The 26,246-nt window shown below is 40.7% G+C and carries 23 protein-coding genes and 1 pseudogene; 4 read left to right on the forward strand and 20 right to left on the reverse strand.

Annotation, left to right across the window (positions count from 1 at the left end; all coding sequences use genetic code 11):
• Window positions 1-10 precede the first annotated feature (10 nt).
• Genes CTY48_RS11415 through CTY48_RS11425 form a run of 3 tightly spaced genes read right to left on the reverse strand, consistent with a single transcriptional unit; the run spans window position 11 to window position 2,785 of the window.
• On the reverse strand, window positions 11-883 hold the full coding sequence (locus CTY48_RS11415) for a hypothetical protein (RefSeq protein WP_099468611.1): 873 nt from the start codon (window positions 881-883) through the stop codon (window positions 11-13).
• Complete coding sequence (locus tag CTY48_RS11420) at window positions 870-1,703, reverse strand: hypothetical protein (protein ID WP_099468612.1); 834 nt, start codon at window positions 1,701-1,703, stop codon at window positions 870-872. Before CTY48_RS11420 ends, CTY48_RS11415 begins: the two co-directional genes overlap by 14 nt.
• Before the next feature lie 2 nt (window positions 1,704-1,705).
• Entirely contained in the window at window positions 1,706-2,785 is a 1,080-nt protein-coding gene (locus CTY48_RS11425) for a hypothetical protein (RefSeq protein ID WP_099468613.1), read from the reverse strand.
• A 707-nt stretch (window positions 2,786-3,492) separates the two neighbouring features.
• On the opposite strand from CTY48_RS11425, the gene CTY48_RS11430 reads away from it, so the two are divergent.
• Window positions 3,493-6,207, forward strand: coding sequence for a calcium-translocating P-type ATPase, PMCA-type (locus tag CTY48_RS11430; RefSeq protein WP_099468614.1), 2,715 nt, complete (start codon window positions 3,493-3,495; stop codon window positions 6,205-6,207).
• A 131-nt stretch (window positions 6,208-6,338) separates the two neighbouring features.
• On the opposite strand, the gene CTY48_RS11435 is transcribed toward CTY48_RS11430, so the two are convergent.
• The 8 genes from CTY48_RS11435 to CTY48_RS11470 form a co-directional block, all read right to left on the reverse strand.
• Entirely contained in the window at window positions 6,339-6,524 is a 186-nt protein-coding gene (locus CTY48_RS11435; protein ID WP_099468615.1) for a ferredoxin, read from the reverse strand.
• A gap of 25 nt (window positions 6,525-6,549) precedes the next feature.
• On the reverse strand, window positions 6,550-7,899 hold the full coding sequence (locus CTY48_RS11440; protein WP_099468616.1) for a sn-glycerol-1-phosphate dehydrogenase: 1,350 nt from the start codon (window positions 7,897-7,899) through the stop codon (window positions 6,550-6,552).
• Between the two features lie 197 nt (window positions 7,900-8,096).
• Window positions 8,097-8,591 carry a nitroreductase family protein gene (locus tag CTY48_RS11445; RefSeq protein WP_099468617.1) on the reverse strand — a complete coding sequence of 165 codons (495 nt, stop codon included), beginning with the start codon at window positions 8,589-8,591 and terminating at the stop codon, window positions 8,097-8,099.
• A 114-nt stretch (window positions 8,592-8,705) separates the two neighbouring features.
• Window positions 8,706-10,430 (reverse strand): ABC transporter ATP-binding protein, encoded by a 1,725-nt coding sequence (locus CTY48_RS11450; RefSeq protein WP_099468618.1) that lies wholly within the window; start codon window positions 10,428-10,430, stop codon window positions 8,706-8,708.
• Entirely contained in the window at window positions 10,427-11,248 is an 822-nt protein-coding gene (locus CTY48_RS11455; RefSeq protein WP_099468619.1) for an ABC transporter ATP-binding protein, read from the reverse strand. The genes CTY48_RS11450 and CTY48_RS11455 overlap by 4 nt, the downstream gene beginning before the upstream one ends.
• 34 nt (window positions 11,249-11,282) lie before the next feature.
• Window positions 11,283-12,296 carry a FecCD family ABC transporter permease gene (locus tag CTY48_RS11460; protein WP_099468620.1) on the reverse strand — a complete coding sequence of 338 codons (1,014 nt, stop codon included), beginning with the start codon at window positions 12,294-12,296 and terminating at the stop codon, window positions 11,283-11,285.
• Entirely contained in the window at window positions 12,293-13,315 is a 1,023-nt protein-coding gene (locus tag CTY48_RS11465; protein ID WP_099468621.1) for a FecCD family ABC transporter permease, read from the reverse strand. The genes CTY48_RS11460 and CTY48_RS11465 overlap by 4 nt, the downstream gene beginning before the upstream one ends.
• 47 nt (window positions 13,316-13,362) lie before the next feature.
• Entirely contained in the window at window positions 13,363-14,394 is a 1,032-nt protein-coding gene (locus CTY48_RS11470; protein ID WP_099468622.1) for an ABC transporter substrate-binding protein, read from the reverse strand.
• Between the two features lie 325 nt (window positions 14,395-14,719).
• On the opposite strand from CTY48_RS11470, the gene CTY48_RS11475 reads away from it, so the two are divergent.
• A complete protein-coding gene (locus tag CTY48_RS11475; protein WP_099468623.1) occupies window positions 14,720-15,691 on the forward strand; it encodes a helix-turn-helix domain-containing protein in 972 nt (323 codons plus the stop codon).
• A gap of 18 nt (window positions 15,692-15,709) precedes the next feature.
• On the opposite strand, the pseudogene CTY48_RS19890 reads toward CTY48_RS11475, so the two are convergent.
• Both CTY48_RS19890 and CTY48_RS11485 read right to left on the reverse strand, forming a co-directional pair.
• Window positions 15,710-15,883 (reverse strand): annotated as a pseudogene (locus CTY48_RS19890) (aldo/keto reductase); the annotation flags it as partial.
• Between the two features lie 145 nt (window positions 15,884-16,028).
• Window positions 16,029-17,426, reverse strand: coding sequence for an aminotransferase-like domain-containing protein (locus tag CTY48_RS11485; protein WP_099468624.1), 1,398 nt, complete (start codon window positions 17,424-17,426; stop codon window positions 16,029-16,031).
• A gap of 127 nt (window positions 17,427-17,553) precedes the next feature.
• On the opposite strand from CTY48_RS11485, the gene CTY48_RS11490 reads away from it, so the two are divergent.
• Both CTY48_RS11490 and CTY48_RS11495 read left to right on the forward strand, forming a co-directional pair.
• The gene (locus CTY48_RS11490) at window positions 17,554-18,276 is read left to right on the forward strand and encodes an AzlC family ABC transporter permease (protein WP_099468625.1); all 723 of its coding nucleotides are present in this window, start codon (window positions 17,554-17,556) and stop codon (window positions 18,274-18,276) included.
• Window positions 18,277-18,339: 63 nt separating this feature from the next.
• Window positions 18,340-18,666 carry a branched-chain amino acid transporter permease gene (locus tag CTY48_RS11495; RefSeq protein ID WP_099468626.1) on the forward strand — a complete coding sequence of 109 codons (327 nt, stop codon included), beginning with the start codon at window positions 18,340-18,342 and terminating at the stop codon, window positions 18,664-18,666.
• A gap of 56 nt (window positions 18,667-18,722) precedes the next feature.
• Here CTY48_RS11495 and CTY48_RS11500 read toward each other — a convergent pair whose 3' ends face one another.
• The 7 genes from CTY48_RS11500 to CTY48_RS11530 form a co-directional block, all read right to left on the reverse strand.
• The gene (locus CTY48_RS11500) at window positions 18,723-19,298 is read right to left on the reverse strand and encodes a shikimate kinase (protein ID WP_236354900.1); all 576 of its coding nucleotides are present in this window, start codon (window positions 19,296-19,298) and stop codon (window positions 18,723-18,725) included.
• 28 nt (window positions 19,299-19,326) lie between these two features.
• Window positions 19,327-20,103 carry a type I 3-dehydroquinate dehydratase gene (gene aroD / locus CTY48_RS11505; RefSeq protein ID WP_099468628.1) on the reverse strand — a complete coding sequence of 259 codons (777 nt, stop codon included), beginning with the start codon at window positions 20,101-20,103 and terminating at the stop codon, window positions 19,327-19,329.
• A 34-nt stretch (window positions 20,104-20,137) separates the two neighbouring features.
• Window positions 20,138-21,118, reverse strand: a complete 981-nt coding sequence (locus CTY48_RS11510; RefSeq protein WP_099468629.1) for an ABC transporter permease — start codon at window positions 21,116-21,118, stop codon at window positions 20,138-20,140.
• Window positions 21,119-22,231, reverse strand: a complete 1,113-nt coding sequence (locus CTY48_RS11515; protein ID WP_099468630.1) for an ABC transporter permease — start codon at window positions 22,229-22,231, stop codon at window positions 21,119-21,121.
• Entirely contained in the window at window positions 22,224-23,759 is a 1,536-nt protein-coding gene (locus CTY48_RS11520; RefSeq protein ID WP_099468631.1) for an ABC transporter ATP-binding protein, read from the reverse strand. The genes CTY48_RS11515 and CTY48_RS11520 overlap by 8 nt, the downstream gene beginning before the upstream one ends.
• Window positions 23,760-23,877: 118 nt before the next feature.
• Entirely contained in the window at window positions 23,878-25,122 is a 1,245-nt protein-coding gene (locus tag CTY48_RS11525) for a BMP family ABC transporter substrate-binding protein (RefSeq protein WP_099468632.1), read from the reverse strand.
• Between the two features lie 238 nt (window positions 25,123-25,360).
• On the reverse strand, window positions 25,361-26,194 hold the full coding sequence (locus tag CTY48_RS11530) for a methyl-accepting chemotaxis protein (RefSeq protein WP_099468633.1): 834 nt from the start codon (window positions 26,192-26,194) through the stop codon (window positions 25,361-25,363).
• Between the last annotated feature and the right edge of the window lie 52 nt (window positions 26,195-26,246).

The following is a 26,246-nucleotide window of genomic DNA, read 5'->3' on the forward strand; positions in this document are numbered from 1 at the left end:
CCACTTCCTCCTATATAAAATCATTTGATGTAATATCTCTATGTTTTGTGTTTTTTGCAATCATAACAATTAAAGTTCCTATAATTATAAGAAACATAATAACAGCATAGAGTTCAGATGGATATTTATTTCCATTTAATCGGCTTAAACTAGACAAACTTGACCAAGATACAGGGGAAATCCAATAGAAATCAGGGTTTCCAATGTAACGAACAATAGGGTCAACTAATACCAGAAAGCTTGCAAGAGCCAAACCTGGCTCTTTCCTTTTTAAATTAATATTACAAAAATAAATAATCAGTCCTAATAAAGCTGATGCTAACCAATTAAGTACAAATGACAAAAACATTGCATAGATTGGAGAGTAGATTGTTATTAAACTAGGGTAAAAAGACAATGTAGGCGCATAAGTATCTCTCGCATTTGTAAGCGCAAGTGTTCCTAATACTTTTCCCCAATCTGACATAAAAGCTACGTTTGGCAACAAGCTCAACACACTGCCGATTGTTATAACACATAAATAAAAAAAAGAGGTCATAATAATGTAAAGTACTTCTCCCTGCCACCATGCCCTTCTTTTACATCGTATCAAAAGATAAGGTTTTGCAGGATCAAAGAATGGAGCATCACAAAACAAAAAAATAACACCAAAAAGCAGTAGAACTTTTAAAAGTCCCATACTAACATAATAATTCTCCATTAGTATTGGCAATAACCATGGCGAAGATGGATAGCCGGAAACTTTGGCAAACGTTTTAATTCCGCTTGTATATTTCAATAATAATATCAGTACGGTAATAACTATCATATGAATACGATAATCTCGTCTCCATTTTAGAAATTGAAACAGCGTAACTTTCAAGACCTGCTTATAGGATTTCATTCTCTAACCTCTTTTCTAAAATAATTTCAAAGTAAAAACATGAAAGAAGCCATAAGCCGGTTAGTACTCCTATTGTATATAAAAAGTTACCCAGCGCCCCCAACGGAATTAATTTTACCCCTGTTGATAATCCAAAAAAAGAAAGTGGTTCAGGAAAAAAAAGTGTAAGAGAACATAATATGTAATAAGCTATAAATGGCATTGCAATAGCGACAAATTTATTTGGGAAATATACAGTAAAAACCATCCCAACCGTACATAGAAAAACGACAGAAAGACCAAAAATCAAGGTAATAAGTAATATGTATAAGATACCAGGATAATTCTTCACAATATTTTCATATGGTGAAAAGTTGGAAATAATCTGTAATATCTCTTTATGATTGACCATTGGCAAATGAAATAAATAGGAAAACGAAATTGAAAATACTAATACACTTCCCAAAAATGAAAATAAAATTGCACATGCGTTTGCCGTCAGTCTGGCCCACGCATACATCCTAACAGAACTACGTGCAACAATCATATGGAGAAAACGACTGTTCCAGTCTTCGCAAAAACTCGAAGTATAAATGGAAGCTAACAAGATTATAATAACTGACTTAAAACGATCAAGCCCTATGATACTGGAAAAAAGAGATACCATGCTACTATATCCACTAAATTTTCCTTTTATCAAGAGCTGCAGCGTATCCCATGCACTTGCATAAAAAACAAGTATAATTCCACATGTCAGTACAATAAACTTAAAGGATATTATACTCTGAAACAAATTCATTTTCATCATATTAAAAAAGGAACGTATTTTACTATCTTTCATAGTTAGATATCCTTTCCCGTAATCGCATTAAACCTAAAAGTATTTATAACTTTATTCGAACTATTGTTTGTATCACTTTCTTCATAGGAAAAAGTACAAATCCATACTGGAGATAATTCTGCTATAAAAGTGTCAAAAGAATATTCTGTTATTTCATATGTAAGAGATAAATCTGTAATTTCCACCTTTTTTATCATAAGGTTATTAAACCTATTTTTAATTATTTCATACATTTGTTCAGGAGGAATAACATCAACTGTTTCTGATTCAATTTTACTTAAATTGCATCCTACACTTGATGTAATAATTCCATCTTTTCCTACTAAATTATAAGCAAACGATGATAATCCTGCATTTTCAGAATATCCAACTGCAATCCCATTAACATTACCTTGATAAATAAAAAGATAGGCATCTTCTCCCTCTATCCACTCGCTACGATTCGTAAAGGAAACAGAAGAAAAATTATTTTCCTCCCAAATGTCATTCATAACGTTCACATCCAATGCATAGCACTCGGGTTCAAAACCAGCCTTAAATCCAGACATTGTTAACATTTCATCACTCAGTTCCCGTGCCGCTTCTTGAGAAATCCCAGGTAATTCATCGCCTTTAAAGCGTTCTAAATCCCTTGAGAATATTTGTGCTGATGTTCCACCAGAATATATTAGATTGTAACAGTCGGATAATGTTTCATTATTTGAATAATATAATGAACTACTATCATTACCAAACAACAGGCATCTCTCGTTATTTCTTATTATTACTGTTGTAAGCCCTTCGTAATCGTTTACCTCTTCCTTAATTTCCTGTGTCGGAATATCTTTAAATAAAAATTCTTTTATTTGCTCTTTATTATTGAGAAAATAATCTTTATCTGCCGCTGCTTCTATCACTTCAGGTTTAAAATCATCTGGAAATTCCACCGAAAAGTTAGCTTTCAAATCATCGTTAAGCATTTCATCTACCTGAAAGTTCCACTCGTCTTCAGACTGTTGGCTAGTGGCCTCTGAATTTCTACATCCTGCCATTATGAAAAAAAATGACATAAATATACTAATTATTATTATCTTTTTGGGCATCTTCAACTCTCCTACTTGTAAAATTATGAATAAATCTATAGCCAGCAAATAATTAATACCTTCATAATATATTCTGTGCAGGTTCAGAATATATTTTTTCTCTTTATGGTGTCCATGTACCTGTTGATGTAGGACCTACAGCACTTGGAACTGCTTTTAATCTATGATTACCAGTGGACGTTGTACTATATGATATTTCTTTACTGCCTGAATTTGACGATAACTTGTATCCCAGTGATACATCGCTCCCAGCCTTTTGCACAAACATCGTAATATAGCGCGAAGTGGTTAAATTACCTGATGTTGGAGAAAGTATTGCATGATCTGTCGTATTGGCCTTTGCTACATATGTAGAGTATTGTGTTGAACTGTTAGCAGTAAAAGTGAAATTATAAGAACCACTGGCTGCAAATGCTGTAGACCCTAATAAAACTGCTGTTTATATTAAATAAATTAGCATAAATTTTTTTGAAATTCAATCATAATGCACGAATGGGACATTTGAGAGCTCGAATGGACAAAATTTTGATTTTTTTGATAAATTATGGTTAAATGTAATCCCACTTTCCCGTTTTGTAAACAAGATTCACATTCTGAAATCAATCTTCCATTTTGAGTTAAATGTATCTCTAAATACAAACAATAAAAAGTTAAATTCTATTCCCACACTTGTCTACATATTATAACTGAAAGGAGGTAGAAAGAATATGAACAGTAATCTAGCCTTAAAAGAAAATACTACGCCAAATTATGATAGTCGCAACGGAAAGCGCGGATTAACAGATGATGAAGTGAGACAAGCCAGAAATAAATATGGAGAAAATCTTATCAGCAGGAAAAAAAAGAAAGGATTTCTCCTTAGTTTTTTAGAGAGTTTCGGCGATCCGATTATTAAAATTTTATTGATTGCACTTGTTATCAATATTATTTTTTTGTTTCATGAGTCTAGTTGGTTTGAAACGATTGGAATTGCGATAGCCATTTTACTGGCAACCTTTGTATCTACTTTGTCCGAATATGGCAGCGAATCTGCTTTTGAAAAGCTCCAGGAAGAAGCCGCCCGCATTGAGTGCAGAGTTTATCGGGCAGATGGGTTAATACAAATACCGGTAAATGAAATTGTTGTCGGCGATAACATTTTACTGCAATCGGGTGATCGGATTCCGGCAGATGGTCTTATAATGGAAGGAAATATCGATGTAGATCAATCTTCATTGAACGGAGAAAGTAAAGAAGTCACAAAATCCCCTCAGAGTTTAATTAAAAAACCCGGATTAAGCAAGGATAACTTTTTAAATCCTACAATGCTGTTTTCGGGCACGATTGTATGCTCCGGAGAAGGGGTGATGGAGGTTACTGCCGTTGGAGATAATACCTACTATGGACGTATCGGTGCTGAAATTCAAGAAGAAACAAGGGAAAGTCCACTTAGAATTCGCCTGCGTGGCCTTGCAGAATCAATTGGTAAACTTGGGTATGTGGCTGCTCTTTTTTCTGTGTGTGCATATTTTTTTAATAACATTATCCTGGATAATGAATTTAATCTTACACTTATTTTAAAAACAGTCACTACCTGGAGTATCATGTTTCCGCATCTGATAAAAGCATGCACACTCGCTGTTACCGTCATTGTTATGGCTGTGCCAGAAGGACTTCCGATGATGATAACAGTAGTCCTTTCCGCTAATATGAAGCGTATGCTAAAAGACAATGTATTGGTACGCAAGCTGGTAGGCATTGAAACAGCGGGAAGTCTCAATATACTGTTTACTGATAAAACAGGGACATTGACACAAGGAAAATTAAATGTAACCCATTTTATTGCTGGAAATGGTAAGGTATGGAATAAAAATGAAGTTGGGATAAATAATTCAAAAATATGGCAGATTTTAAATGACTCCATACAGTATAATTGTGCCGCCAGTCTGAATCAGGGTGTTGCGATAGGCGGAAATGCAACAGACCGTGCCATGCTGGAATTTACTTCAAATTTAAAAAGTAATAATAAAAATATTAAAAAGGTAAATGTAATACCGTTTACAAGTGATTTAAAATACATGGCTACTACTATATCCGGAGACTGGAATGTTACTTTAGTAAAGGGGGCTCCGGAAAAAATATTAACTTCCTGTACGAAGTATTATGATGAGTACGGCAATGTTTCTCCATTGGCCAATAAATCTGAGCTAGATAATATTTTAAAACACTTTGCAGAAAAAGCAGTTCGTATGATTGCAATCGCCGTGACCAGTAATAGCGGAAATACAGGCTCAAAAAACACAAATAGATTTGAAAATCTAATTCTGGTAGGGCTTGTGGGGCTGCGTGATGAAATCCGTCCTGATGCAGTAAAAGGGATACAGGAGGTTCAAAGTGCCGGTATTCAAACCGTTATGATTACAGGTGATTCTGCTCCTACTGCCCGCGCCATCGCAAAAGAAGTCGGACTAATAAGAAATCATAGTGATTTAGTCATAACCTCTAATGAACTGAATGCTATGTCGGATAGCACCCTTTCAAATAAGCTCCCGAACCTAAGAGTTGTAGCTCGTGCCCTACCGTCAGACAAAAGCCGGCTGGTGCGAATAGCGCAGGAAAAAGGACTTGTGGTGGGTATGACAGGCGACGGCGTAAATGATGCCCCTGCACTGAAACAGGCTGACATTGGATTTGCTATGGGAAGTGGTACAGAAGTAGCGAAAGAAGCCGGAGATATCGTAATTCTTGATGATAATTTCATATCGATTTCCAAGGCGGTTTGTTATGGGCGTACTATTTTTAAGAGTATACGTAAATTTATTATTTATCAGCTAAGTATTTGCATGTGCGCAGTTGGAGTTACTGTAATCGGACCTCTTATCGGGATTGATTCTCCGATCACGGTTATACAAATGCTCTGGATTAACATTGTTATGGACACATTAGCTGGCCTCGCTTTTAGCGGTGAAAAGGCGCGGCTTAGTTACATGAATGAACAGCCTAAATCACGTGATGAAAAAATTATTAATCCGTATATGTTGCAGCAGATAACCGTAAACAGTATTTATTCCACCTGCTTATGCCTTTTTTTCCTAAAAAGCTCTGCCATACAAAGCTTATTTGGATTTCAGGATGATGCTTATAAGATGACTGCCTTTTTCTCTCTATTTATGTATTCTGCTATATTTACAAGTTTTTCAGCCAGAACTCATCAAATGAATCTATTAGACTATTTGGCAGCAAATAAGCCTTTTATATTAATAATGGGATTCGTAACCATTATTCAAACCATCATTATTTATTATGGCGGAACTGTTTTTCGGACGGTTAAACTCGATTTTAATGATTTGATTTTGGTCGGGTTGCTCGCCTTTTCCGTTATTCCGGTTGACCTAATACGAAAATCCTTATTAAATAAAAACTCAGAAGTCATTGGAACTTGATTTCTTTGCTGCTATTCTATACGAATGATAAATAATTTCTCCTAAATATAAATCAAACGAAAAAATGACATTTAATCTACCGCTAAGTGGTGATTACTTTCATTTTTTCGTTTGCATAATTTAACGTTTTTTTAAACCTGCGAAATTGCCTCTACCGGGCAGCTATCCATCGCATCAATAGCACTTTCCTCATTATCCTTCGTCGCTTCCTGATATGCTTCTGCTACTCCCTCATCATTCATTCGAAATACTTCCCCTTCTTTTTCAGGGCAAAGTCCGCAGCTAATACAGACATCTGGATCCACATAAAATTTCATTTGGCTCACTCCTTTTTATTTTGGATTATAGCCATATTTCTATAAATTCATTCATATCCTGCGTGCGAAATTTTTCCAATTCACCCAAATCAAATAGCAATTGTAAAAGCCCGTAGCGGTTTCTCAGCTCCTTGGCGTAGATAATGCTGTTTTTCAAAAGCTGCATGTTGATATCCACCTGCTCCGGTAAATACGGAGCATCCAGCGAACTTAGAATTTCACTGATTGCCTCCGCTTTTGGCAGATGGTTAATCAGGTTGATAATCTCATCTCGTTTTTCTTTTACAACTTCCCGTCTCTCTGCCACTGCCTCATTGCTGTTTTTATGTACTCTCTCCTCCAGCGCAATCACATCCTCCGCTGCCGGACCATATACGCTTTTTATCTGTTCCTGCCACTCTTCTTCCTCAAAGCTTGGTGCAGCCAACAAATCTATATACCCCAAATTCTCTTTCACCCGATTATACAGCTTTATCGCGGCAACCGTTCCTATTCCCACCTTCGTTCCATGAAGCGGACACGGCAGGTTTTCCTGCAAGAAGGTCAGTTCCCAAAAATGTGACAGATGGTGCTCGCTTCCCGAAGCCGGTCTGGAGTTCCCGATATAGCTCATTGCAATCCCTGATAAAATTAAGGCCTCCATAAGAGACGAAATTGCCTCCTTATCCCGCTCCTTCAATCTGTCTGCCGCTTTGACCACAAGGTCCAAGGAATCTCTGACAAGTGCCTCAACAAAATCACAATGATATTCCCCGGTAACAAGATGAGACAGCTTCCAATCCGTGAGGCATACATATTTCCCCAATATATCGCCGACACCTGCCGAAATCATGTGCAGCGGTGCCTCAGCCAATATATCTGTATCTGCAAAAACAGCCTTCGCACGCCCTACCTCGTAGCTGCATTTCAAATGATTGTTAATCAAGACAGATACATTCGAGGCATAGCCGTCCATGGACGGAGCTGTAGCTACAATAATATAGTCAATTCCCATCTTAAAGCTGATGAATTTACATAAATCGTTAATCGTGCCGGAGCCTACTCCGATAATCAAATCGCATTTCGGAGCAATGTGCATCATAATCTCACCGATGCTTTTCTCATCTGCGATTGGCTCTTTCTCCTTCAACACAATCGGTTCAAACTGAATTAGATTGTTTCGAAGCTCCTGATATACCATCTTACCTGCAATCTCTTCGGTCGTCTGGTCGCATACAATGCAGGTATTGTGATAAAAGCCTGCCATAATAAACTCGGAAAGCTTTGAGATTGCGCCTTCCTCTACAATAATTTTATCTATTTCACAACTGTGCTTCATGCCGCAGTTACAGTCAATTTCCGTATTTAAATAATCGTCCCAATTCCTATTTTCCATTACATACTCCTATTTCATAATTACCGCTATTATAGCATAGCATTCCCTGACTGTCTATTGTACATTTTGTTAAACATTTCCTCTGTAAATTTGTCCAAATATAGGAAAGGAGTCCCATAAGAATGAGACCCCTTTCCTGCTGTTATTCATATCCTAAAAATCTGCTTCCAGCTTCGTCATGCTGCTTAAAAATACTTCTATTTTACATAATGTATGCGTGCTTCCTCATATCTATCCTGCTGCTTTGCAGTTTTTTGAGGGTAGCCGCACGGAATTACCGCAAAAACCTCCAACTCCTCGGGTATTTCGAGTATCTCTCTCACTGCCTCCATTCGGCCTTTGTGCGGTGCAATTCCAAGCCAAACAGCTCCAAGACCTAACTCAGTTGCTTCCAGTAATAAGTTCTGCGTACTGGCACTCAAATCAATTTCTGCATACTCCGGCATTTTAATCTCTTTGCGGTAGCAGTTGACAATCGCAAGCGGAGCATCTTTTGCACATCCCGCATACATGCTGCATTTTGAAAGCTTCTCCAGCTTACTCTTATCCGTCACAACATAAAATTCCCATGGCTGTTGATTTCCGGCAGAAGGCGCTGCCATCGCCGCCCTTAAGAGCTGCTCAACCTTTTCTGCTTCCACTTCTTTATCTTCGTAGCTTCTGACACTTGTTCTCGTAAATATCGCGCTCATAGTAGCCTCCATGTTTCTCAGATTATTTTACTTCTATTTTAACACTCTATTTTACTTTGACAAGAATATACTTTGAAGTAATTTACTATCCAAATGGAAAGTATTCAGTTTGTTTTAGTGGTCCTGCGCCGCATAAAGCTGTGCATAAATTCCATTTTTTGCAATCAGCTCCTCATGCTTTCCGATTTCCGCAATTCCGTTTCCTTCCAGTACAACAATCTGGTCCGCATGGCGGATTGTCGAAAGTCTATGTGCAATAATAAGAGTCGTGCGTTCCTTTGATATCTCATCTAACGCACCCTGTATCTCTTGTTCTGTTTTCGTATCTAGAGCTGAAGTAGCCTCATCCAAAATAAGAATCGGAGAGTTTCGCAGTATAGCTCTGGCAATCGACAATCTTTGTTTTTGTCCGCCTGAAAGCCTAATTCCGCGCTCTCCTATAAGTGTATCATAACCATTTTCCATCTTTTCAATGAAGTCATGGGCATTGGCTGCTTTTGCCGCGGCAATCACATCATCCTTCGTTGCATCTTTCCATCCGTAAACAATATTTTCATAGACCGTTCCGTTAAATAGAAACGTATCCTGTAAAACCATGGATATATTATCGCGAAGACTGGTTAGGGTGACATTCTTAATATCCACCCCATCGATTAATACTTTGCCCTCCTGCGGGTCATAGAAACGGTTAATTAAATTCGCAATCGTACTCTTTCCAATACCGGTTGTTCCAATCAAGGCAACCGTCTGCCCCGGCAAAATCGTAAGATTAATGTTGTTTAAAACCTTCATATCCTCCTGATAGGAGAAAGTAAGGTCCTTCAATTCAATTTTCCCCGCAACACGAGGCAGTATCTTCGCATCCTTTTTCTCTTTCACATCTGAACTTTCGTCCAGAACCTCAAATACACGCCTGCAACCGGCGGCTGCCTCTCCTGCCTGCTCCGCAAGCCTTGAGAAACTTTTAATCGGGTTATAAAACATGGATAGATACATCACAATACCAACGATATCTGCAATGGCTACCTTATTCTGGCTCAGCAGACTGCCTCCGTAAATAACAACAATTACCGTTCCAAGAGCCGTAATAAATGACAGCAACGGATAGGTCATCTCAAAGAAAAAGCTGGCACGAAGATAAGCCATGCTATGTCTGATTGACAATATACCTACCTTATTTTCTTCATGCTTTTGTTGATTAAAAATCTGTATTTCTTTAATACCGGATAAATTATCCTGTACCGTTCCCGCCAATTCTCCGCGTATTTTTGAATTTTCTTTCCAGACCGGAGACACATGACGGCTTTGCCAAATCGTAATGCCGAGCAAAATCGGAACCGTAATAATACTCATTAGTGCAAGACGCCAATTAATGGTAAATAAAAGAAATCCCACTCCGATAAGAGTTAAGGTATTCATAACAAAATCGGGAATGACATGTGCAAGCAGCATTTCTGCATCCAGTGCATCGTTCACAACACGACCGGTCAAATCACCCGTCCTGCTTTTGTGAAAATAGCGAAGGCTCATATGCTGTAGCTTACTGTAAAGGCGTTTACGCAAATCTGCTACATAATGAAGCGCTGCATAATGGTTCAAATACCCGGAGACTGAGTTTCCTACTGCCTGTAATGCAGTTGTCAGCAATAAAAGAAGTCCAATTCGAAGTGCCTCTTTCGCAAAATCACCAGACTGCTGTGTGGCAAGACTTGTCAGTTCACGCAATGCCCAAGGCATGTAGAAACCGGCAATTGTCGAGATAACAAGCGCAAAAAAAGCGATAATCAGATAAATCCAGTATTTTTTTGCTTCTCCAAATATTCTTAATACAGTCTTCATACAGCAGCCACCTCTTCCCGGTAATCGGTTTCAACGGAAAGAAGGTCATAGGTAAGACATACCGGTCTTCCGGTTCTTGGCTCATGTACAATCTGTGCATCAATAGAAAAGGTTTCCTTTAGTACTTCTTCTCGCATAACTTCTTTTGGATTTCCGTGGCTTATAATTTTACCCGACCGTATGGCTATCATATAATCGGAAAAGCGCGCCGCAAGGTTTAGGTCATGAAGCACCATTGCAATCGTACAGCCCTGTTTGCGGTTTAATTCATTCAGCAAAGTCAGAACCTCCAACTGATGAGCCAAATCAAGATAGGTGGTCGGCTCATCAAGCAAAATCAAATCGGTTTGCTGCGCCAATGCCATTGCAATCCATACTCGCTGTCTCTGACCTCCGGAAAGGGTATCGACTTCTCGATGTTCGAATTCCGTTAGCTTTGTTATATCCAGTGCCCACTGCACTATTTTTTTATCCTCCGGCGTTAATTTACCAAAGCCGCTTTGATGCGGAAATCTTCCATAAGCCACTAATTCGCTCACCGTTAAACCGCTGGGAGCTGTTGGCGTCTGAGGAAGAATTGCCATTTTTTTCGCTACCTCCTTCGTAGAAAGCTTGCGTATATCTTCACCGCTTAAATATACCATACCGTTCTTTGGTTTCAAGATACGCCCTATCGCTTTTAACACCGTCGATTTGCCGCATCCGTTGGGACCGATAATCGATGTTATTTTTCCATGAGGAATATTCATATCAAGAGCCTTTACAATCAGCTCTTCTTCATAAGAAATATCTAAATTACTCGTTGTAATACTGTTCATTTTTTCTCCTTCCTTTGTTACTGTCCGCAAAATACTAACTTGCTTTCGCTAATAAATATAAGAAATACGGGGTACTGAGCACGGTAATAACAATACCCGTCGGTACTTCCGTTCCAAGACTGATGGTACGGGTAATCGTATCCGCCAATAGGACAAGAAGCGCTCCTGATAAACAAGAAGCTGGCAGCAACAGCTTATGGTTAGGACCAACTAATTTTCTTGCCATATGAGGAGATATCATACCTACAAAAAAGAAGTTTCCGCCAAGAGCTACACATCCGGAAGATAATGCCACGGATGCAACCGATAGTCCCAAAAATTCTTTTTTTACTGCCACACCAAGGCCGGTTGCCGTCTCATTTCCAAGATGAAGGGTATTGAGTATTCTCGATTTATAGATGACATAGACCAATAAAATAAGAGTCCATGGCGCTAATACCATCAGATAATTCCACTCGTCGCCCCAAAGGCTTCCCGCGCTCCAGCGCTGCATAAACTCCATCTGAGTGTCATCCAATTTGAGTGTCAGAAGTGTCGTTACGGCTCCATAACCGCTTGATAGGGCAACACCGGTCAGAATCAATCCGGTCGGCGATATATCCCTGCCTCTGCGATAAGACAACAAGAAAATCAATGCCGCAGCCGTCATTCCTCCTACAAACGCCAAAAGCGGCAATGTAAGAGCGGACGAAATTCCTTTCGAAGCAAACATTACTACAAAAATCAAAACAAATAATCCCGAACCGGAACTAATACCTAAGGTTCCCGGGCTTGCCATATCATTTCTTAAAAGACTTTGCATAATACTGCCGGATGCGCCCATTCCAAATCCTACCAGTACCGCAAGAATAATGCGGGGAAGTCGAAATTCAAACACAATCAGCTTTTGTTTCTCTGTCCCGTTTCCAAGAAGTACCTGAAATACCTCATAAACCGATAAGTTCATCTTTCCCGAATTAACGCCCATGATCGCAATCACAACGAGCAGAACAAGCATTATAATCAAAACCATAATTCCATGTTTTATTGTGAAACGTTGCTTTCTCATTCAAACTCCCTCCTTTGCTTTCTTGCAAGATAGAGGAAATACGGAACACCGATTACCGCAAAAATTACGCCGATAGGTGTTTCATACGGTTTATTGATCAATCTTCCGGTCAAATCCGCAAATACAGTTAAAAGCGCACCATATAAACCGGATGCCGGAATGATATAGCGATAATCAACACCGATCAGATACCGAACGATATGAGGTGTAATCAATCCCACAAAGCCAACGGGACCAACCACAATCACGGAAAGACCTGTTAACACCAACACGATTAGCGTTGAAATTCCTCTTACAAATCCGGTTTTCATACCAAGACCAATTGCAACATCTTCTCCCAAACTCATAACCGTAACGGAAGGTGAAAGTGCGATTGCTACTATTACCGATACCAGAAAAAAGGGAGCTACAATTGCCAGTTCACTCCACTTAGCCCCTGCTGTTCCGCCGGCAGTCCAATATATCAGCGCTTGTCCTAAATTGTATTTAATTGAAATATATTGACTAAATGCACCAAACATCATGGAAATTGAAATACCTGCAAGTACCAGTCTCTGCGGTGTCATGCCGCGCTTTCCAAAAGAAGCAATGGAATAAGTCATTCCTGTTGTTACAGCCGCACCAAGACATGCAAAAAGCATGGTCTGTCCATAGCTGCGGCCCGGCATATATGCCATTGCCAGTGCAATCGCAAAGGTTGCACCGCTGCTGATACCCATCAGACCAGAGTCTGCCAAAGGGTTTCTTGTTGTTCCCTGCATCAATGCACCGCAAATAGCAAGACTGCAACCGACGATAACATCCGCTACAGTTCTGGGAAAACGCAGGGTTTTAATGATTTGGTGCTCCGTCAGATTAGGGTCAAATTTAAAAATTGCACCCCAAGCGGTAGACAAATCCATGTCGGCGGCGCCGAAAGAAATCGACACCGCCGACATCAGAACTAAAAGCCCTGCTCCCACAAACATATAAAACACGAAGTTTACTGCACCTCGACGCTTGTTGGAGTTTTTTTGCATAATACTTAAATCCTTTCTCAGCTTATACTAATCAGCCTATAATATCCCTACTTAACAACTTCATTTAACTTGTCAATAATATAATCAAGCTGCGCTGTTACACTGAGTACGTCAGAATAGTAGAATAAACCACTCATATTTCCCGGTACAGTGACTACCTGCCCTGCTTGTACTGCCGGAAGGCTTTCCCAAATCGGGGTCAGCTCATATTCAGACGGATTATCCTCTACCGCATCATAAGGACGGAACCAAATCATATAATCTCCAAAGTATTCGGCTGCCACCTCATAGCTCAAGCCTCCTCTGCCTTCACCTGTTTCTTCAACCAACTGCTCCAGCTTCTCCGGTTTTTGCAAACCAAGGTATTCATATAACAGTGTACCTCCTCTGGAGCCGGTTTCATAATACACACCGTAGGATGCAGAACCCCAGTCTTCGTTAATACTAAAGGTTTTTCCTTTGAAGTCGTCTCCTTCCAAGGTTTCCTTTGCAGCATCAAGCTTTGTATTAAAAGTATCTACCGCTGCTTGTGCCTGCTCACTTCTTCCTGTTGCTTCTCCGATAAAGAGAACACGCTCAAGAGATGTCATACCTTCTTCCGGTACAACAAGTACGGGTGCAATACTGTTAAAGGTATTATAATCATCTTGACTGTATGTAATGATTAAATCAGGATCAAGTGCCATAACCTCTTCTTGTTCCCAATTTTCAATTCCTGTAGTCGCCATCATTTTATCATAAAACGGCATAGCTTCATGTGCCCACGCATTGTAACCTACCACGTTGAGGTCAAGTGCTAATACATCTCCGATATACCAATTAACAACTACTCTTTGTGGATTGGCAGGAACTTCAATGTCGCCCATCACCGTACTTACCGTACGTGTTCCGCTTTCCTCTTGTACGTCCTGCGCTTCCTCTGTTGCCTCAGCTTGTGAGTCTTTAGTTGTTTCCGCTGTTGCTTCTGTTTCTGCTACTGCTGCTGTTTCTGAAGTATTTGCTCCTTGGCATCCAACGGTTACTAATAGGACTGCCATTACCATCAAGGGTAAAAGAAACTTTTTATTTAATTTTTTCATATTATTCTACTATCTCCTTATTGTTGATTTCATATTAAAAGCTTAGTGCGCGCTTCCAAACCAAGTTAGACACCGCTAACTCATGTTGGTATTCTATCATGCCCTATTTTTCGTGTCAATCTAGGATAGTCTGTCTCATGCTAGGTTATAATTTTTTATAACTTTCAAAACATCCCTAAATACAGGAACTAATTATAATTTTTCTTTGTTTTTCATATTTGTTTTGGAGTATTTCTATCACATTTTGGATTGTTTTTTCTTGACTCATTTTCTTTTTCCATGCTATAATCGAGCTAATTTGAAATAGAAATGGAGGAGATAAATTATGGGTTATACCGAGGAATATAAGCTGGGTCTTGGCGCAATGACAGATCATTTGCATTTTGATACAAAGTACCATAATCATTATGCTTTTCATACCTTTCCGGGGACATGGGAAAATGGCTGGATTAACGAAGTTCATTCTTGCGACGGACTATTTGTAGGCAGTGCCTGGTTTACAACACAGAACGTTCTTAATTACACCATGCATATCGAGTTGCCCTGCCTCTTTGTCCTGTGTATTGATACCGGAGAAATCACCCTGACACAAAAGGGAAAAGCTCCCCGCACCCTTACTCCGTTTACACATCTATTCATCAACCCAGGAAGTCCGGTGCGTATTACTGTTCCCGCGGGAATGCATGTTTGTTTTACCAGTGTGCTTATCTTTGATTCTTGTATTGAAACTTTTTTGAATGCGACCGGGTCCTCCTATCCGATTCGTGTCAAGGATGCTGTCAATTGGAAAACTCAGCACGTTGACACGCCGAATGTAATGCTTGTTATGGAACAGCTTCGGTGGGGTGTGCGCGGCAACCGGCTTCCTCCTCCGGCATATCTGTGCAAGGCAATCGAACTGCTTTGCTTGTTTGCTCATAATTTGGACCGAGAGAAGCAAAAAAACAGCCGCCGCAACTATGTGACTTGGAATGACGAAAAAAAGCTCTACCGGGTAAAGGAGCGAATTGATCAAAATCCTCTTTCGCTGCCTACCACAGAAGAGCTATGCCACCTTGCTCAGATGAGTGAGAGCAAGCTGCGTATTTCATTTAAAAGTTTGTATAATATTACGCTGTACGCCTACATGAGAGAAGCCATTATGAAGCGTGCCATGCAGATGTTAGCCGATGATGAATTGAATATTAAAAATATCGCCCATCTATGCGGATATGAAAATTCAGCAAAATTCAGCGCGGCATTTAAAGCAATTCACGGGATTACACCAAGCGGGTTTCGCAAGACCTTTGGATTATAATACACCAGCTCGGTAACATTATATCGCTCCGACGATTTTATGCGGAACATAAAGTTCCTCTAAATAATCAATATCCTCTTTCGTCAGCTTTATCCCAAACGCACCTGCGGCATCATCAAAGTATTTCAGCTTGGTGGCTCCGATAATCGGTGATGCCACATCCTTTTCAAACTGCCATGCAAGAGAAATCTGAATGTCCGTGTTTCCCAATTTTGTATATTCCATATTTTTTTCTCCTTTTGCTTTTTCTATTGTTAGTATTAGACTAGCATCTGGAGTTAAGTCCATGTCAAGAAATTTTTTAGTACCAATTTTAGGCTATAGGCGACATTCCTCCTCAATTCTCATCCAAATACCCCTTCAATATCTCCAATCCGCTTCTCAGTCTATTCTCGTCATCCACCGTTGCCAACGAAATACGAAGAAACGCATCATCGCTATATTTACCGGATAAAAACCGATCGGAGTGATAAACCCGAATTCCTCGCTCCATCAGCTCCGCTTCTATCACGCCTCCGTTTTTCTCATTTGAAATCGGAAGCCATCTGTAATAGCTGTATGGGTGACCGTTTGGAACCTTATTATCAAAATATTCATCGAACAGCGCATTTCGCCTCTCGGCAAGCTGTCGCTTTTTCGCTACAATTTTGTGCGCTGTTCCTGTTAAAATAGCTTGCGTAATGACCTCCGCATCAAGAGATGACGTTTTTACATTAACATTAAAAATAGCAGATAAAATCCCTTCCTTCAAACGCTCACCAAATACAAGGTAGGCAACTCGAAGACCAGAGCAGATTGATTTTGACGTACCGCACAGATAAACGGTCTGCTCTGGGAGAATACTGAAAAACGACTGGCGGTAATCCGGCATAATCCCTGCTGTCATAAAAGCATGAATATCATCCTCGATAACCAAAAGCCTGTATTTTTCAATTATCTTTGCAAGTGCCCTCTTTCGCTTATCGCTCATCATAATTGTGGTCGGATTGCTGCAGCACGGCATAAGAAAAACCCCCTGAATTTTATTTTGCTTGCAGGCATTTTCCAGCTCCTCCGGTATCATACCGTTCTCATCCCCCTCGATGGGTATGAGTTGAATGTGATAGATTCTAGAAAGCTCAATAAAATTTGCAAAAATAAAAGTATCTACCGCAATCTGATCGCCCGGAGAAAATAAGCCAAGCAGGGCGATTGCAAGGGCATTTTGTGTTCCTGAGACAATCGCCACATGATCGATATCTGCCTCTATCCCAAACGAGGACATCCAGTTTAATCCTGCCATCTTCTGATAGGGGATGCCGGTCGGATTGTTGTAGTCAAACAAAGAGGCAACCTGTGATTGCTCCAATATATTTGCGGTACATTCCAAAAGCATGGCATTGCACTCCTCAAAAGACGCAACAATACCAAGGTCAATGCAGTCACCGGAAAAGTTTCCCGCTGATATCGTAACCGAACGCAGAGCATTCGGAGATACAAAGGTGCCTTTTCCTGTAATTCCGTACACAAGCCCTTTCTGTCCGCATTGCTTGTACACTCTTGTAATTGTAGTAAAATTCAAATCCAGATAATCCGCAAGCTCTCTTTGCGGCGGTAATTTCGTTCCGGGTGCCAGAAGCCCTCTCGCAATATCATTTTCCAGTGCTTTTGCAAGCGACAGATAATAGGGCGCTTTTAATCTTGATTTATCCGGTTTCCATGACAGCGGATAATTTTCAAATGAATTTACAGGCATAGTAACCTCCAATCAAAATTGTTGTACATACAATTATATAATTGAATGTATGGATTGTCAAAGTTATAATAAATGCATTGCTATTGATTAGACTTAGTACAAATTATAGATTAACAGGAGTTTAGACATGAAGAGATACACGATAATAAAAAACTCATTTCAGGCGGCATTTCCGTATACAATCCCTATCTTTGCGGGCTTTTGGTTTCTGGGGCTGACCTATGGTATTTATATGAATGTTTCGGGCTTTAGCTTTATCTACCCGATGATTATGAGCTTTATTATATTTGGAGGTTCTTTGGAATTTGTTGCGGTGAGCCTGCTGCTTGGAGCATTCAATCCCATTCAGGCATTTACGATGACTCTCATGATACAGGCAAGACATCTGTTTTACGGTATTTCCATGCTGGAAAAATTCAAGGATACCGGTTGGAAAAAGAAATATCTCATCTTCGGAATGTGCGATGAGACCTTTTCCATCAACTATACCGCAAATATACCTAAAGATGTGGACACAGCGTGGTTTATGTTTTTTGTGACCGCCCTCAATCATCTCTATTGGGTGTTCGGCTCCACACTTGGAGGAATTCTGGGTTCTTTTATTCATTTTGACACAGAAGGCTTGGATTTTGTTATGACCGCCATGTTCATCGTCATATTTTTAGAGCAATGGCTAAAGGAAGAAAAACATTATACCGCTTTGATTGGAATTGCTGTATCCGTTCTTTGCCTGATCTTATTTGGCGCAAATAACTTTATGATTCCGACTATGCTGATGATACTTTTACTTTTGACTGTTTTTAAGAATCCAATTGATAACAAAGAGGACAAGTCCGCATCAGCTCTCTAATCCCTCACCCATGAGAGACTTGGATTTGTGCGCATGATATAAAAAAGGAGGCTTCCCTACGACATGACTCTCACACAACAGATTGTTACCATCGGCGTCTGCGTACTTGGTACCATGATAACTCGTTTTTTACCTTTTATTGTATTTTCCTCTAATAAACCAACTCCTGCCTACATCCAGTATTTGGGGCGGGCACTTCCGTCAGCTATTTTTGGTATGCTCGTTATCTACTGCCTGAAAAACGTAGAGATACTGGGCAACACCCACGGTCTGCCGGAACTGATTGCCATCATAGCCGTGATTGGCTTACATATGTGGAAGCGCCAGATGCTGCTTTCCATTGCGGGCGGAACCGTGCTTTATATGGTGCTTGTACAGGTTGTTTTTTAGACAATATAACAAAGCAGGTGCTCAAAATTTTTTTATTTTTAAGCACCTGCTTTTCTCTATTTCTCTTCTAAAAGTCTGCTGACCAATTCTTCGCAGATTTCCACAATACTCTTATCATCTGTCGCAACAATGATATCAGCTGCCGCCAGATATTTCTCTCGCCTTTTTTCCATTAACTCGGCAATAAATTCCGTATTCATATTGTTATTTAAAATCGGACGCTCCTTGCTGTTTTTGACGCGTGCAAGCGTTGTCTCAGGAGTTGCCGTCAAAAGGACGACCTTTCCTTGCTTTTTCATATGCTCCACGTTTTCTGAGCGAAGAACGATACCGCCACCACATGAAACGATGAGTCTCTTTTGTTTTTGCAGCTCAAGAAGCGTATCGCTCTCGCACTGTCTGAAATATTCCTCACCATGCTTTTCAAAAATCTGAGGAATGGACATTCCTTCCTTTTTTGCAATCAGCCTGTCCGTATCGACCTCCTCCATCTGCAGCAAGTCTCTCAACAAGGAAGACACCGTACTTTTTCCTGCCCCCATAAAGCCTATGAGCATAATATTATAAGAAATTTTCTGTCTTGCCTCGGCATACCATTCACTGTTTTTTCTTTCGTCTTTCAAATTTCCCATAAAAGTCCCCTTTCTCATCTCTGCTTTTCTATGAAGCCGAAGGCTGAATAGAAGCGTTTAATATATGCAATACCTCATTTAAGTCATTTACCGGTATCTGCCCCGGCGCCGATATCTGTCCTGCTGATGCGAATGTAAGGGCGGAGCCAAATATCTCGCCTGCCAGCCTGCTTATCACACCCATGCCGGACATGGACATCGTAATGACAGGTCTGTCTGCGTAGTGCTCTGTCATCAAAATCGTTGCCTCCAACAGCACAAGCACATCCAGCTTGCTCTTTGGCATCGCCGCAAGCTTTACGATATCGGCTCCCATATCCTGCATTTTTCTAAGACGGGATATGATGTCCTCCTTGTCCGGTGTCTTCTCAAAGTCATGGTTTGAGGCAATCACCTGTACTCCGTTTTCATGAGCATACGAAATAATATCGGCCACAGCTTCATCTCGGGTGAATATCTCCACATCAAGCAAATCCGCAAGGCGGCTGTCTGCCACTGCTTTATTTAACGCAATATATTCCTCTGTCGTGATATCCCGCTCTCCGCCTTCCTTTGCTGTACGGAAGGTAAAGAGAAGCGGCTTATCCTCAAGCACTAAAACAAGTGCCTTTAAAACCTCCATTACCTGTTCCAAGTCAGAGACACCCTCAAACCAGTCGGCTCGCCATTCCGCTATATCAAACGGGAGACTCTGAAAGCGTTTTGCTTCCTGAATGATTTCTTCTTTTGTCTTTGCCACAATCGGGATACAGATTTTGGGAATTCCTTCCCCTATCGTCACATTTTTTACCGTAACTGCATTCATCTCGGTCTCCTCCTTTTTCTGACAAGTTTAAATTCTATCGCTCTTCCCTGAAATATGCTTTTCCAAGGCTGGACGGCGGCTGGCTTTCATGCTTGTTTCGTTTGCTGGAAATGATAAGCACGATAATCGTCACCACATACGGGAGCATTTTGCAAAGCTCCTGTGTTGCCCTTGTAAGTCCCGGAAGGTAAATATAGAGAATATACAGACCTCCGAACAAAAATGAGCCCCAGATGGCGTTATTTGGGTTCCACAGTGCCAGAATAACCAAAGCGATGGCAAGCCAGCCTCTGTCACCAAAACCATTGTTGGACCATGTTCCGCCTAAGTATTCCATAACAAAATATAAACCGCCTAATCCTGCAATTGCAGCGCCTACAATGGTTGCCACATATTTATATCTGGAAACATGGATACCGGCAGCATCTGCTGTTGCAGGATTTTCACCAACTGCACGCAGATTTAGCCCTTTTCTTGTATTCTTTAAAAAGTATGTCATAGACAACGCGATAATAACAGCAAGGTAGGTTAAAAAACCATAAGAAAAGAATAACTCTCCTATAATAGGTATCTTGTTCAAGCCCGGTACAGACGCACGGAATGCCGATGCTGTCCCTTTTACCGAAATCTGTCCAACTCCTCCTGCAAGCTTTGAAATAGAGCCGCCAAAGAAGTTACCAAAGCCCACACCAAAGGTTGTGAGTGCCAAGCCGACTACATTCTGGTTTGCACGGAGTGTTATCGTCAAAAAGCTGTAAATCAGTCCTCCAAACGCAGACGCAAGAAGCGTCGCGGCAAAGGAAATAATAAGTCCGATAAACGGAATAGGATTCTCTGCGGCGTTCTCATAGACAAATGCTCCCATCAGTCCGCTGATGCCTCCCATATACATAATTCCCGGAATACCGAGGTTTAGATTTCCCGATTTTTCCGTTATAATTTCACCTGTTGCACCAAAAAGAATTGCAATGCCCTGTCCGATTGCCTTTTGTATAAAGGTAAGTACTAATTCCATCTATCTGTCACCCTTTCCCTTTCTTCTAAATTCCAACTGATAATTGATAAAAAACTCGCAGCCGATCAAAAAGAAGATAATAATACCGGTTATAATATCGGAAGCATTTTCATTCAATCCGAATTGAGATGCAATCTGAATGGAGCCTTGCTGCATAAAGATTAACAATGCGGACACCAAAACCATGGCAGCCGGATTGAATTTAGACATCCATGCCACAATAATTGCCGTAAAGCCTCTTCCTCCGGCAGTACTTGTGGAAATCGTATGGCTGGCACCGCTCACAATAAGACAGCCTACAAAGCCGCATATTGCACCGGACAGCATCATCGTACGAAGAATAACCTTCTTAACCTTGATACCTGCATACTCTGCCGTAAATTCACTTTCTCCGACAACGGATATCTCATAACCGTGTTTGCTGTATTTCATGTAGATTGCAATTCCAATTGTAAGCAGCAATACAAGCACGACATTCAGCCCGTATGCATTTCCGAACAAGCTTGGAAACCAGCCTGCCTTTGTCGCGGAGTTGATAATGCCGACCGTGTTAGAGCCCGCAGGATTTTCCCAAAAAACAATGCAAAACGTTACAATCTGCATTGCCACATAGTTTAGCATCAACGTAAACAACGTCTCATTTGTATTAAAATAAGCTTTAAAGAAAGCCGGAATAACACCCCATATAAGTCCTGCAACCGCACTTGCCACAATGATGACAATCAAAAGCACTGCGTTTGGAAGCTTTCCTCCAAAAAAAATCATAAGGGCTGCGGCAGCCGTTCCACCCATAAGTATCTGTCCCTCTGCTCCGATATTCCAGAATTTCATCTTAAATGCCGGTGTCAGACCGATTGCAATACAGAGCATTACAAGAATTTCCCTGATTGTCACCCACAATCTGCGGTTACTTCCCACTGCACCATCTATAATACCAAGATATATCTGTATCGGATTTTGTCCTGTAATTCCTACAATGACAAGAGCCGCCACGATAAGCGCCAGCAAAACGGCAATCAGACGTATCGACCATGCCTTTGCCGTGGAGATAGTGTCACGTTTCACCATTCGTACCATCGGCTCTTTATTTAAAACCACATTTTCCTTACTCATCGATGTGCTTCTCCTCTCTCGTTCCCGTCATCAAAATTCCGATTTCTTCTTTCGTTGTGGTGCGCGCATCTACAATACCTGAAATCTTTCCGCTGTTCAGCACAAGAATGCGGTCGCTCAGTTCCAACAGCACATCCAAATCTTCGATAACACAAATAACTGCATGTCCTTTTTCTTTTTCTTCGTTTAATAAATTATAGATTGTATAGGATGAGTTGATATCTAAGCCTCGAACCGGATAAGCAACCATTAAAACAGTCGGATTTAATGCAATTTCTCTTCCGACAAGTACCTTCTGTACATTTCCTCCTGATAGCCTCTGTACAGGCGTTTCCAGCTTCGGTGTCGCAACCTTTAGCTGCTCCACAATTTTTGCCGCAAGCTTTCTCGGTCTTTTTCTGTCAACCAAAAAGCTCTTTCCGTCCTTATAGCTTCGTATCATCATGTTGTCTGTCAAATCCATCGAACCCACAAGCCCCATTCCCAGGCGGTCCTCCGGCACAAAGGCAAGACGAATTCCTCTTTCCTTGATGGCATCTGCACTCAGCTTTGTGAGATCTTCTGTCTCTCCTTCCGGCGGATGGTATAAAATCTCTCCGCTCTTTAAGCGCTGCAAGCCTGCGATAGACTCTAAAAGTTCCTTTTGTCCGCTTCCTGAAATTCCTGCAATTCCAAGTATTTCTCCACTATATGCGATGAACGAGGCATCCTTTAAAATAGGCAGCCCCTCTTTATTTCTGCAATTAATTCCGCGAACCTCAATTCGTTTCTGCGGATTTACCGGCTCGGTGCGGTTAATATCCAGATCCACCTTTTCTCCTACCATCATTTCGGTTAGGGATTCTACCGTGGCATCCTTCGTCTCAACTGTTCCGACATATTTTCCTTTTCGAAGTACACTGACTCTATCTGATATTTCTAGTACCTCGTTTAATTTATGTGTGATAATGATAATGGACTTTCCGCCCTTTTTCATATTTCTCAAAACCTGAAACAGCTTTCTCGTCTCATGCGGGGTCAACACTGCGGTAGGCTCATCGAGAATCAAAATCTCCGCCCCGCGGTACAGCACCTTCACAATTTCAACCGTCTGCTTCTGTGATACCGACATGGTATATATTTTCTGGCTTGGATTTAGCTCAAAGCCGTATTTTTCTGTTAACTCATTAATCTCTGCCTCTATCTCGGACATTTTCATTTTTTTGCCCGGCAAGCCTAATATTGTATTTTCTGCCGCTGTTAAAATGTCAATCAATTTAAAATGCTGGTGAATCATTCCGATTCCCAGTGCAAAAGAATCTTTTGGAGAGCAAATCGTAACTGCATTTCCATTGACGCTGATTTCTCCTTCATCAGGAAAATAAATACCGGATAACATATTCATAAGTGTGGTTTTTCCACTTCCGTTTTCGCCCAGAATCGCGAGTATCTCGCCCTTTTTCAGTGTGAGATTTACATCATCATTTGCTGTAACCTCACCAAAACGTTTTGTTACGTGCTTTAGTTCAATTGCGTTCACCTGTTCCACAAGAAATCCTCCTAAATAAAATAAGATGAATCTGCACGCAGATTCACTTTATGAATAAGTTTGCGGAACTGTGTAATACAGCTCCGCTAAAAAGTTTATCAATTGTTCAATACTAAAACTACTCTGTCAACTCCGTAATACCATCAATTCTTAAGTCAAAAGACGGAACAGATGCAAGCTCTGATTCATGGTAGTAGCCATCTTTTACATAGTCTGCATATTTTGCAAACTCAGTATCGTTTGCGATTAAATCTTCAATCGAAGAACCGTTTACTGTAAATGTGCTTGTATCAAATACATGTAAGCTGCCGTCCTTGATTGCCGCTTTTATTTCCTCTACTTTATCAGCACTTCCTTCTGCTGCTACAGCCTCGTTGATTGCTGTAGTTCCGACTGCATCTTCGTTATAGCCCTGGCACCAGTCTGTACTCATTGCAGTGCCTTCCAGAACGCTTTGAACTGCATATGTATAGTAAGGACCCCAGTTGTTATAAGCTGATATCAATGCGCTGTTTGGAGCAACTGTTGTCATGTCTACGTTGTAGCCTACACAAGGAATACCTGCTGTCTCCGCTGTGGATGGTGCACCTGTTGTATCTGCATGCTGACCGATTAATACACAGCCGTTTGCGATTAACTGAGAAGCAACCTCTGCCTCAGCTGACATATTTCCCCAGCTGTTTGTATACTGCACGTCCATTGTTACGGTAGGGCATACACTCTTAGCTCCTAAGTAAAAAGAGGTATAACCGGAAACCACTTCCGCATATGGGAATGCACCTACATATCCTATTTTTGCCGCATCTGCTGTAATAGTACCATCTTCAATCATTGCATTTAATTTTAAGCCGGCAACAACACCCGATACATATCTTGCTTCATAAATAGAAGTAAAATAGTTGTGCATATTAGAAAGTCCTGAGGAAGCTGCCTGATATCCGGTTGCATGACAGAACTGGATTTCCGGATATTCGGATGCTGCCTGTATTAAATAGCTCTCCTGTCCGAAGCTTGTTGCAAAAATAATATTACAGCCCTGATCTGCAAGGTCAACCGCTGCATCGTATGCTGACTCATCCTCTGGTATATTCGTTTTTTCAATGACCTGAGAATCTTCGATACCGAGCGCTTTCTGCATCTCATCAATTCCCTTCATATGAGACTCTGTATAGCCTTCATTCTCATCACCGATATAGATAATTCCTACTTTGACTGCACTCGCATCCACTGCACCCGCTGCTGTACCCTCTGTTTTTGCTGCATCAGTGCCTGCTGAGCCTTCCTCAGCCGCAGAGCCGCAACCTGCCAGTAATGTTGCTGTCATTGTCAAACCAAGCAGCAAACTAAGCATTTTCTTCTTCATAATTGTCCTCCTAAAATAATGTGCGTTTATCATTTTATACAAAACTCTTTCAACTCTATTATTTTACAAGTTATACTAATAAATTTCAACTGATTAATATGTATTTTTAATAATAAGTAGCATGCTGTTTTGCTTATAAATCAAAGCTTTACCACTTTAATTCCAAAAAGCCTGTCTTGCAAAAAAGGAAGTGACATGTATCACTACATACACTCCCTTGTAAGTCTATGGATGCTTCTTAACTTTTTGCCAGCTCATTCAATTCTTCGGCTTTCCTTGATATTACCTCTATGCTTGCGGTAATATCCTCAACCTCCGCTGATTGTGTGCTTGATATTTCATTGGCATTGTTGACATGATTGCTTAACAGACCAATATATTCCGACATCTTGGTAAGCTTATCGCTAATCAACTTCGCTGATTCGCTGTTGCTCTTTGAAAATTTTCCCATTTCGGAAGCAACCACAGAGAAACCACGTCCGGCATCTCCAGCTCTTGCCGCTTCAATCGAAGCATTCAGTGCCAAAATATTAGATTGTCCCGCACTTTTTTGAATCATATCCACCACATTTGTAATGTTTTGAATTTCCTTCGTCACTTCCTGTGAAAAGCTTTGTATCTTGCCGAGCAGCTCTGTGAGGTTCATGGAGCCGTCTGCTATATGGCTGATGGACTCATTAATCTGTCCGAGAGATCCTGCCAATGCTGAGGAAGAAGACTCAACCTGAAAGTTTTTCTCTGTATCATACCCCGAAGTTACCACTGCAATTACTTCGTTTTTATTGTTTTTAATCGGAATTACTTCTCCCTCAATCGATCTTCCGAATACCTCTCGCGGAATCACATTATGCATTGCTTTTCCCGTTCTTGTCACCTCAATTAAAGTCGGATCATGGCTCATATCAAATCCCGGCTGCACGCCTGCACCGGAATCCGGGTCACAGAAACAGCTATCGCAGATTCCATTTATAAAAATACTTATAACAAGATCATCCTTGGTTAGTTGTCTTAGATAAGGTATGCTCACTTTAAGTGCATTGATTATCTCCATATCGTTTTCGTTGTTCATCATTTAAAAGCCTCCTTAGTATGCCGGATGAATCTTTTTCTTTTGTCCGGTTTAT

Origin of the sequence: Konateibacter massiliensis (genome assembly GCF_900184995.1) — a bacterium.
Taxonomy (GTDB): domain Bacteria; phylum Bacillota; class Clostridia; order Lachnospirales; family Lachnospiraceae; genus Lachnotalea; species Lachnotalea massiliensis.

Bases quoted from the DNA above. Each gene is read 5' to 3' on its own strand.
- CTY48_RS11485 (WP_099468624.1), bottom strand. From the start codon at position 17,426: ATGCCTGTAAATTCATTTGAAAATTATCCGCTGTCATGGAAACCGGAT.
- CTY48_RS11440 (WP_099468616.1), bottom strand. From the start codon at position 7,899: ATGGAAAATAGGAATTGGGACGATTATTTAAATACGGAAATTGACTGT.
- CTY48_RS11435 (WP_099468615.1), bottom strand. From the start codon at position 6,524: ATGAAATTTTATGTGGATCCAGATGTCTGTATTAGCTGCGGACTTTGC.
- CTY48_RS11495 (WP_099468626.1), top strand. From the start codon at position 18,340: ATGACTCTCACACAACAGATTGTTACCATCGGCGTCTGCGTACTTGGT.
- CTY48_RS11475 (WP_099468623.1), top strand. From the start codon at position 14,720: ATGGGTTATACCGAGGAATATAAGCTGGGTCTTGGCGCAATGACAGAT.
- CTY48_RS11460 (WP_099468620.1), bottom strand. From the start codon at position 12,296: ATGAGAAAGCAACGTTTCACAATAAAACATGGAATTATGGTTTTGATT.
- CTY48_RS11455 (WP_099468619.1), bottom strand. From the start codon at position 11,248: ATGAACAGTATTACAACGAGTAATTTAGATATTTCTTATGAAGAAGAG.
- CTY48_RS11415 (WP_099468611.1), bottom strand. From the start codon at position 883: ATGAAATCCTATAAGCAGGTCTTGAAAGTTACGCTGTTTCAATTTCTA.
- CTY48_RS11510 (WP_099468629.1), bottom strand. From the start codon at position 21,118: ATGGAATTAGTACTTACCTTTATACAAAAGGCAATCGGACAGGGCATT.
- CTY48_RS11470 (WP_099468622.1), bottom strand. From the start codon at position 14,394: ATGAAAAAATTAAATAAAAAGTTTCTTTTACCCTTGATGGTAATGGCA.
- CTY48_RS11500 (WP_236354900.1), bottom strand. From the start codon at position 19,298: ATGGGAAATTTGAAAGACGAAAGAAAAAACAGTGAATGGTATGCCGAG.
- CTY48_RS11490 (WP_099468625.1), top strand. From the start codon at position 17,554: ATGAAGAGATACACGATAATAAAAAACTCATTTCAGGCGGCATTTCCG.
- CTY48_RS11515 (WP_099468630.1), bottom strand. From the start codon at position 22,231: ATGAGTAAGGAAAATGTGGTTTTAAATAAAGAGCCGATGGTACGAATG.
- CTY48_RS11425 (WP_099468613.1), bottom strand. From the start codon at position 2,785: ATGCCCAAAAAGATAATAATAATTAGTATATTTATGTCATTTTTTTTC.
- CTY48_RS11430 (WP_099468614.1), top strand. From the start codon at position 3,493: ATGAACAGTAATCTAGCCTTAAAAGAAAATACTACGCCAAATTATGAT.
- CTY48_RS11450 (WP_099468618.1), bottom strand. From the start codon at position 10,430: ATGAAGACTGTATTAAGAATATTTGGAGAAGCAAAAAAATACTGGATT.
- aroD (WP_099468628.1), bottom strand. From the start codon at position 20,103: ATGAATGCAGTTACGGTAAAAAATGTGACGATAGGGGAAGGAATTCCC.
- CTY48_RS11465 (WP_099468621.1), bottom strand. From the start codon at position 13,315: ATGCAAAAAAACTCCAACAAGCGTCGAGGTGCAGTAAACTTCGTGTTT.
- CTY48_RS11525 (WP_099468632.1), bottom strand. From the start codon at position 25,122: ATGAAGAAGAAAATGCTTAGTTTGCTGCTTGGTTTGACAATGACAGCA.
- CTY48_RS11445 (WP_099468617.1), bottom strand. From the start codon at position 8,591: ATGAGCGCGATATTTACGAGAACAAGTGTCAGAAGCTACGAAGATAAA.
- CTY48_RS11420 (WP_099468612.1), bottom strand. From the start codon at position 1,703: ATGAAAGATAGTAAAATACGTTCCTTTTTTAATATGATGAAAATGAAT.
- CTY48_RS11530 (WP_099468633.1), bottom strand. From the start codon at position 26,194: ATGATGAACAACGAAAACGATATGGAGATAATCAATGCACTTAAAGTG.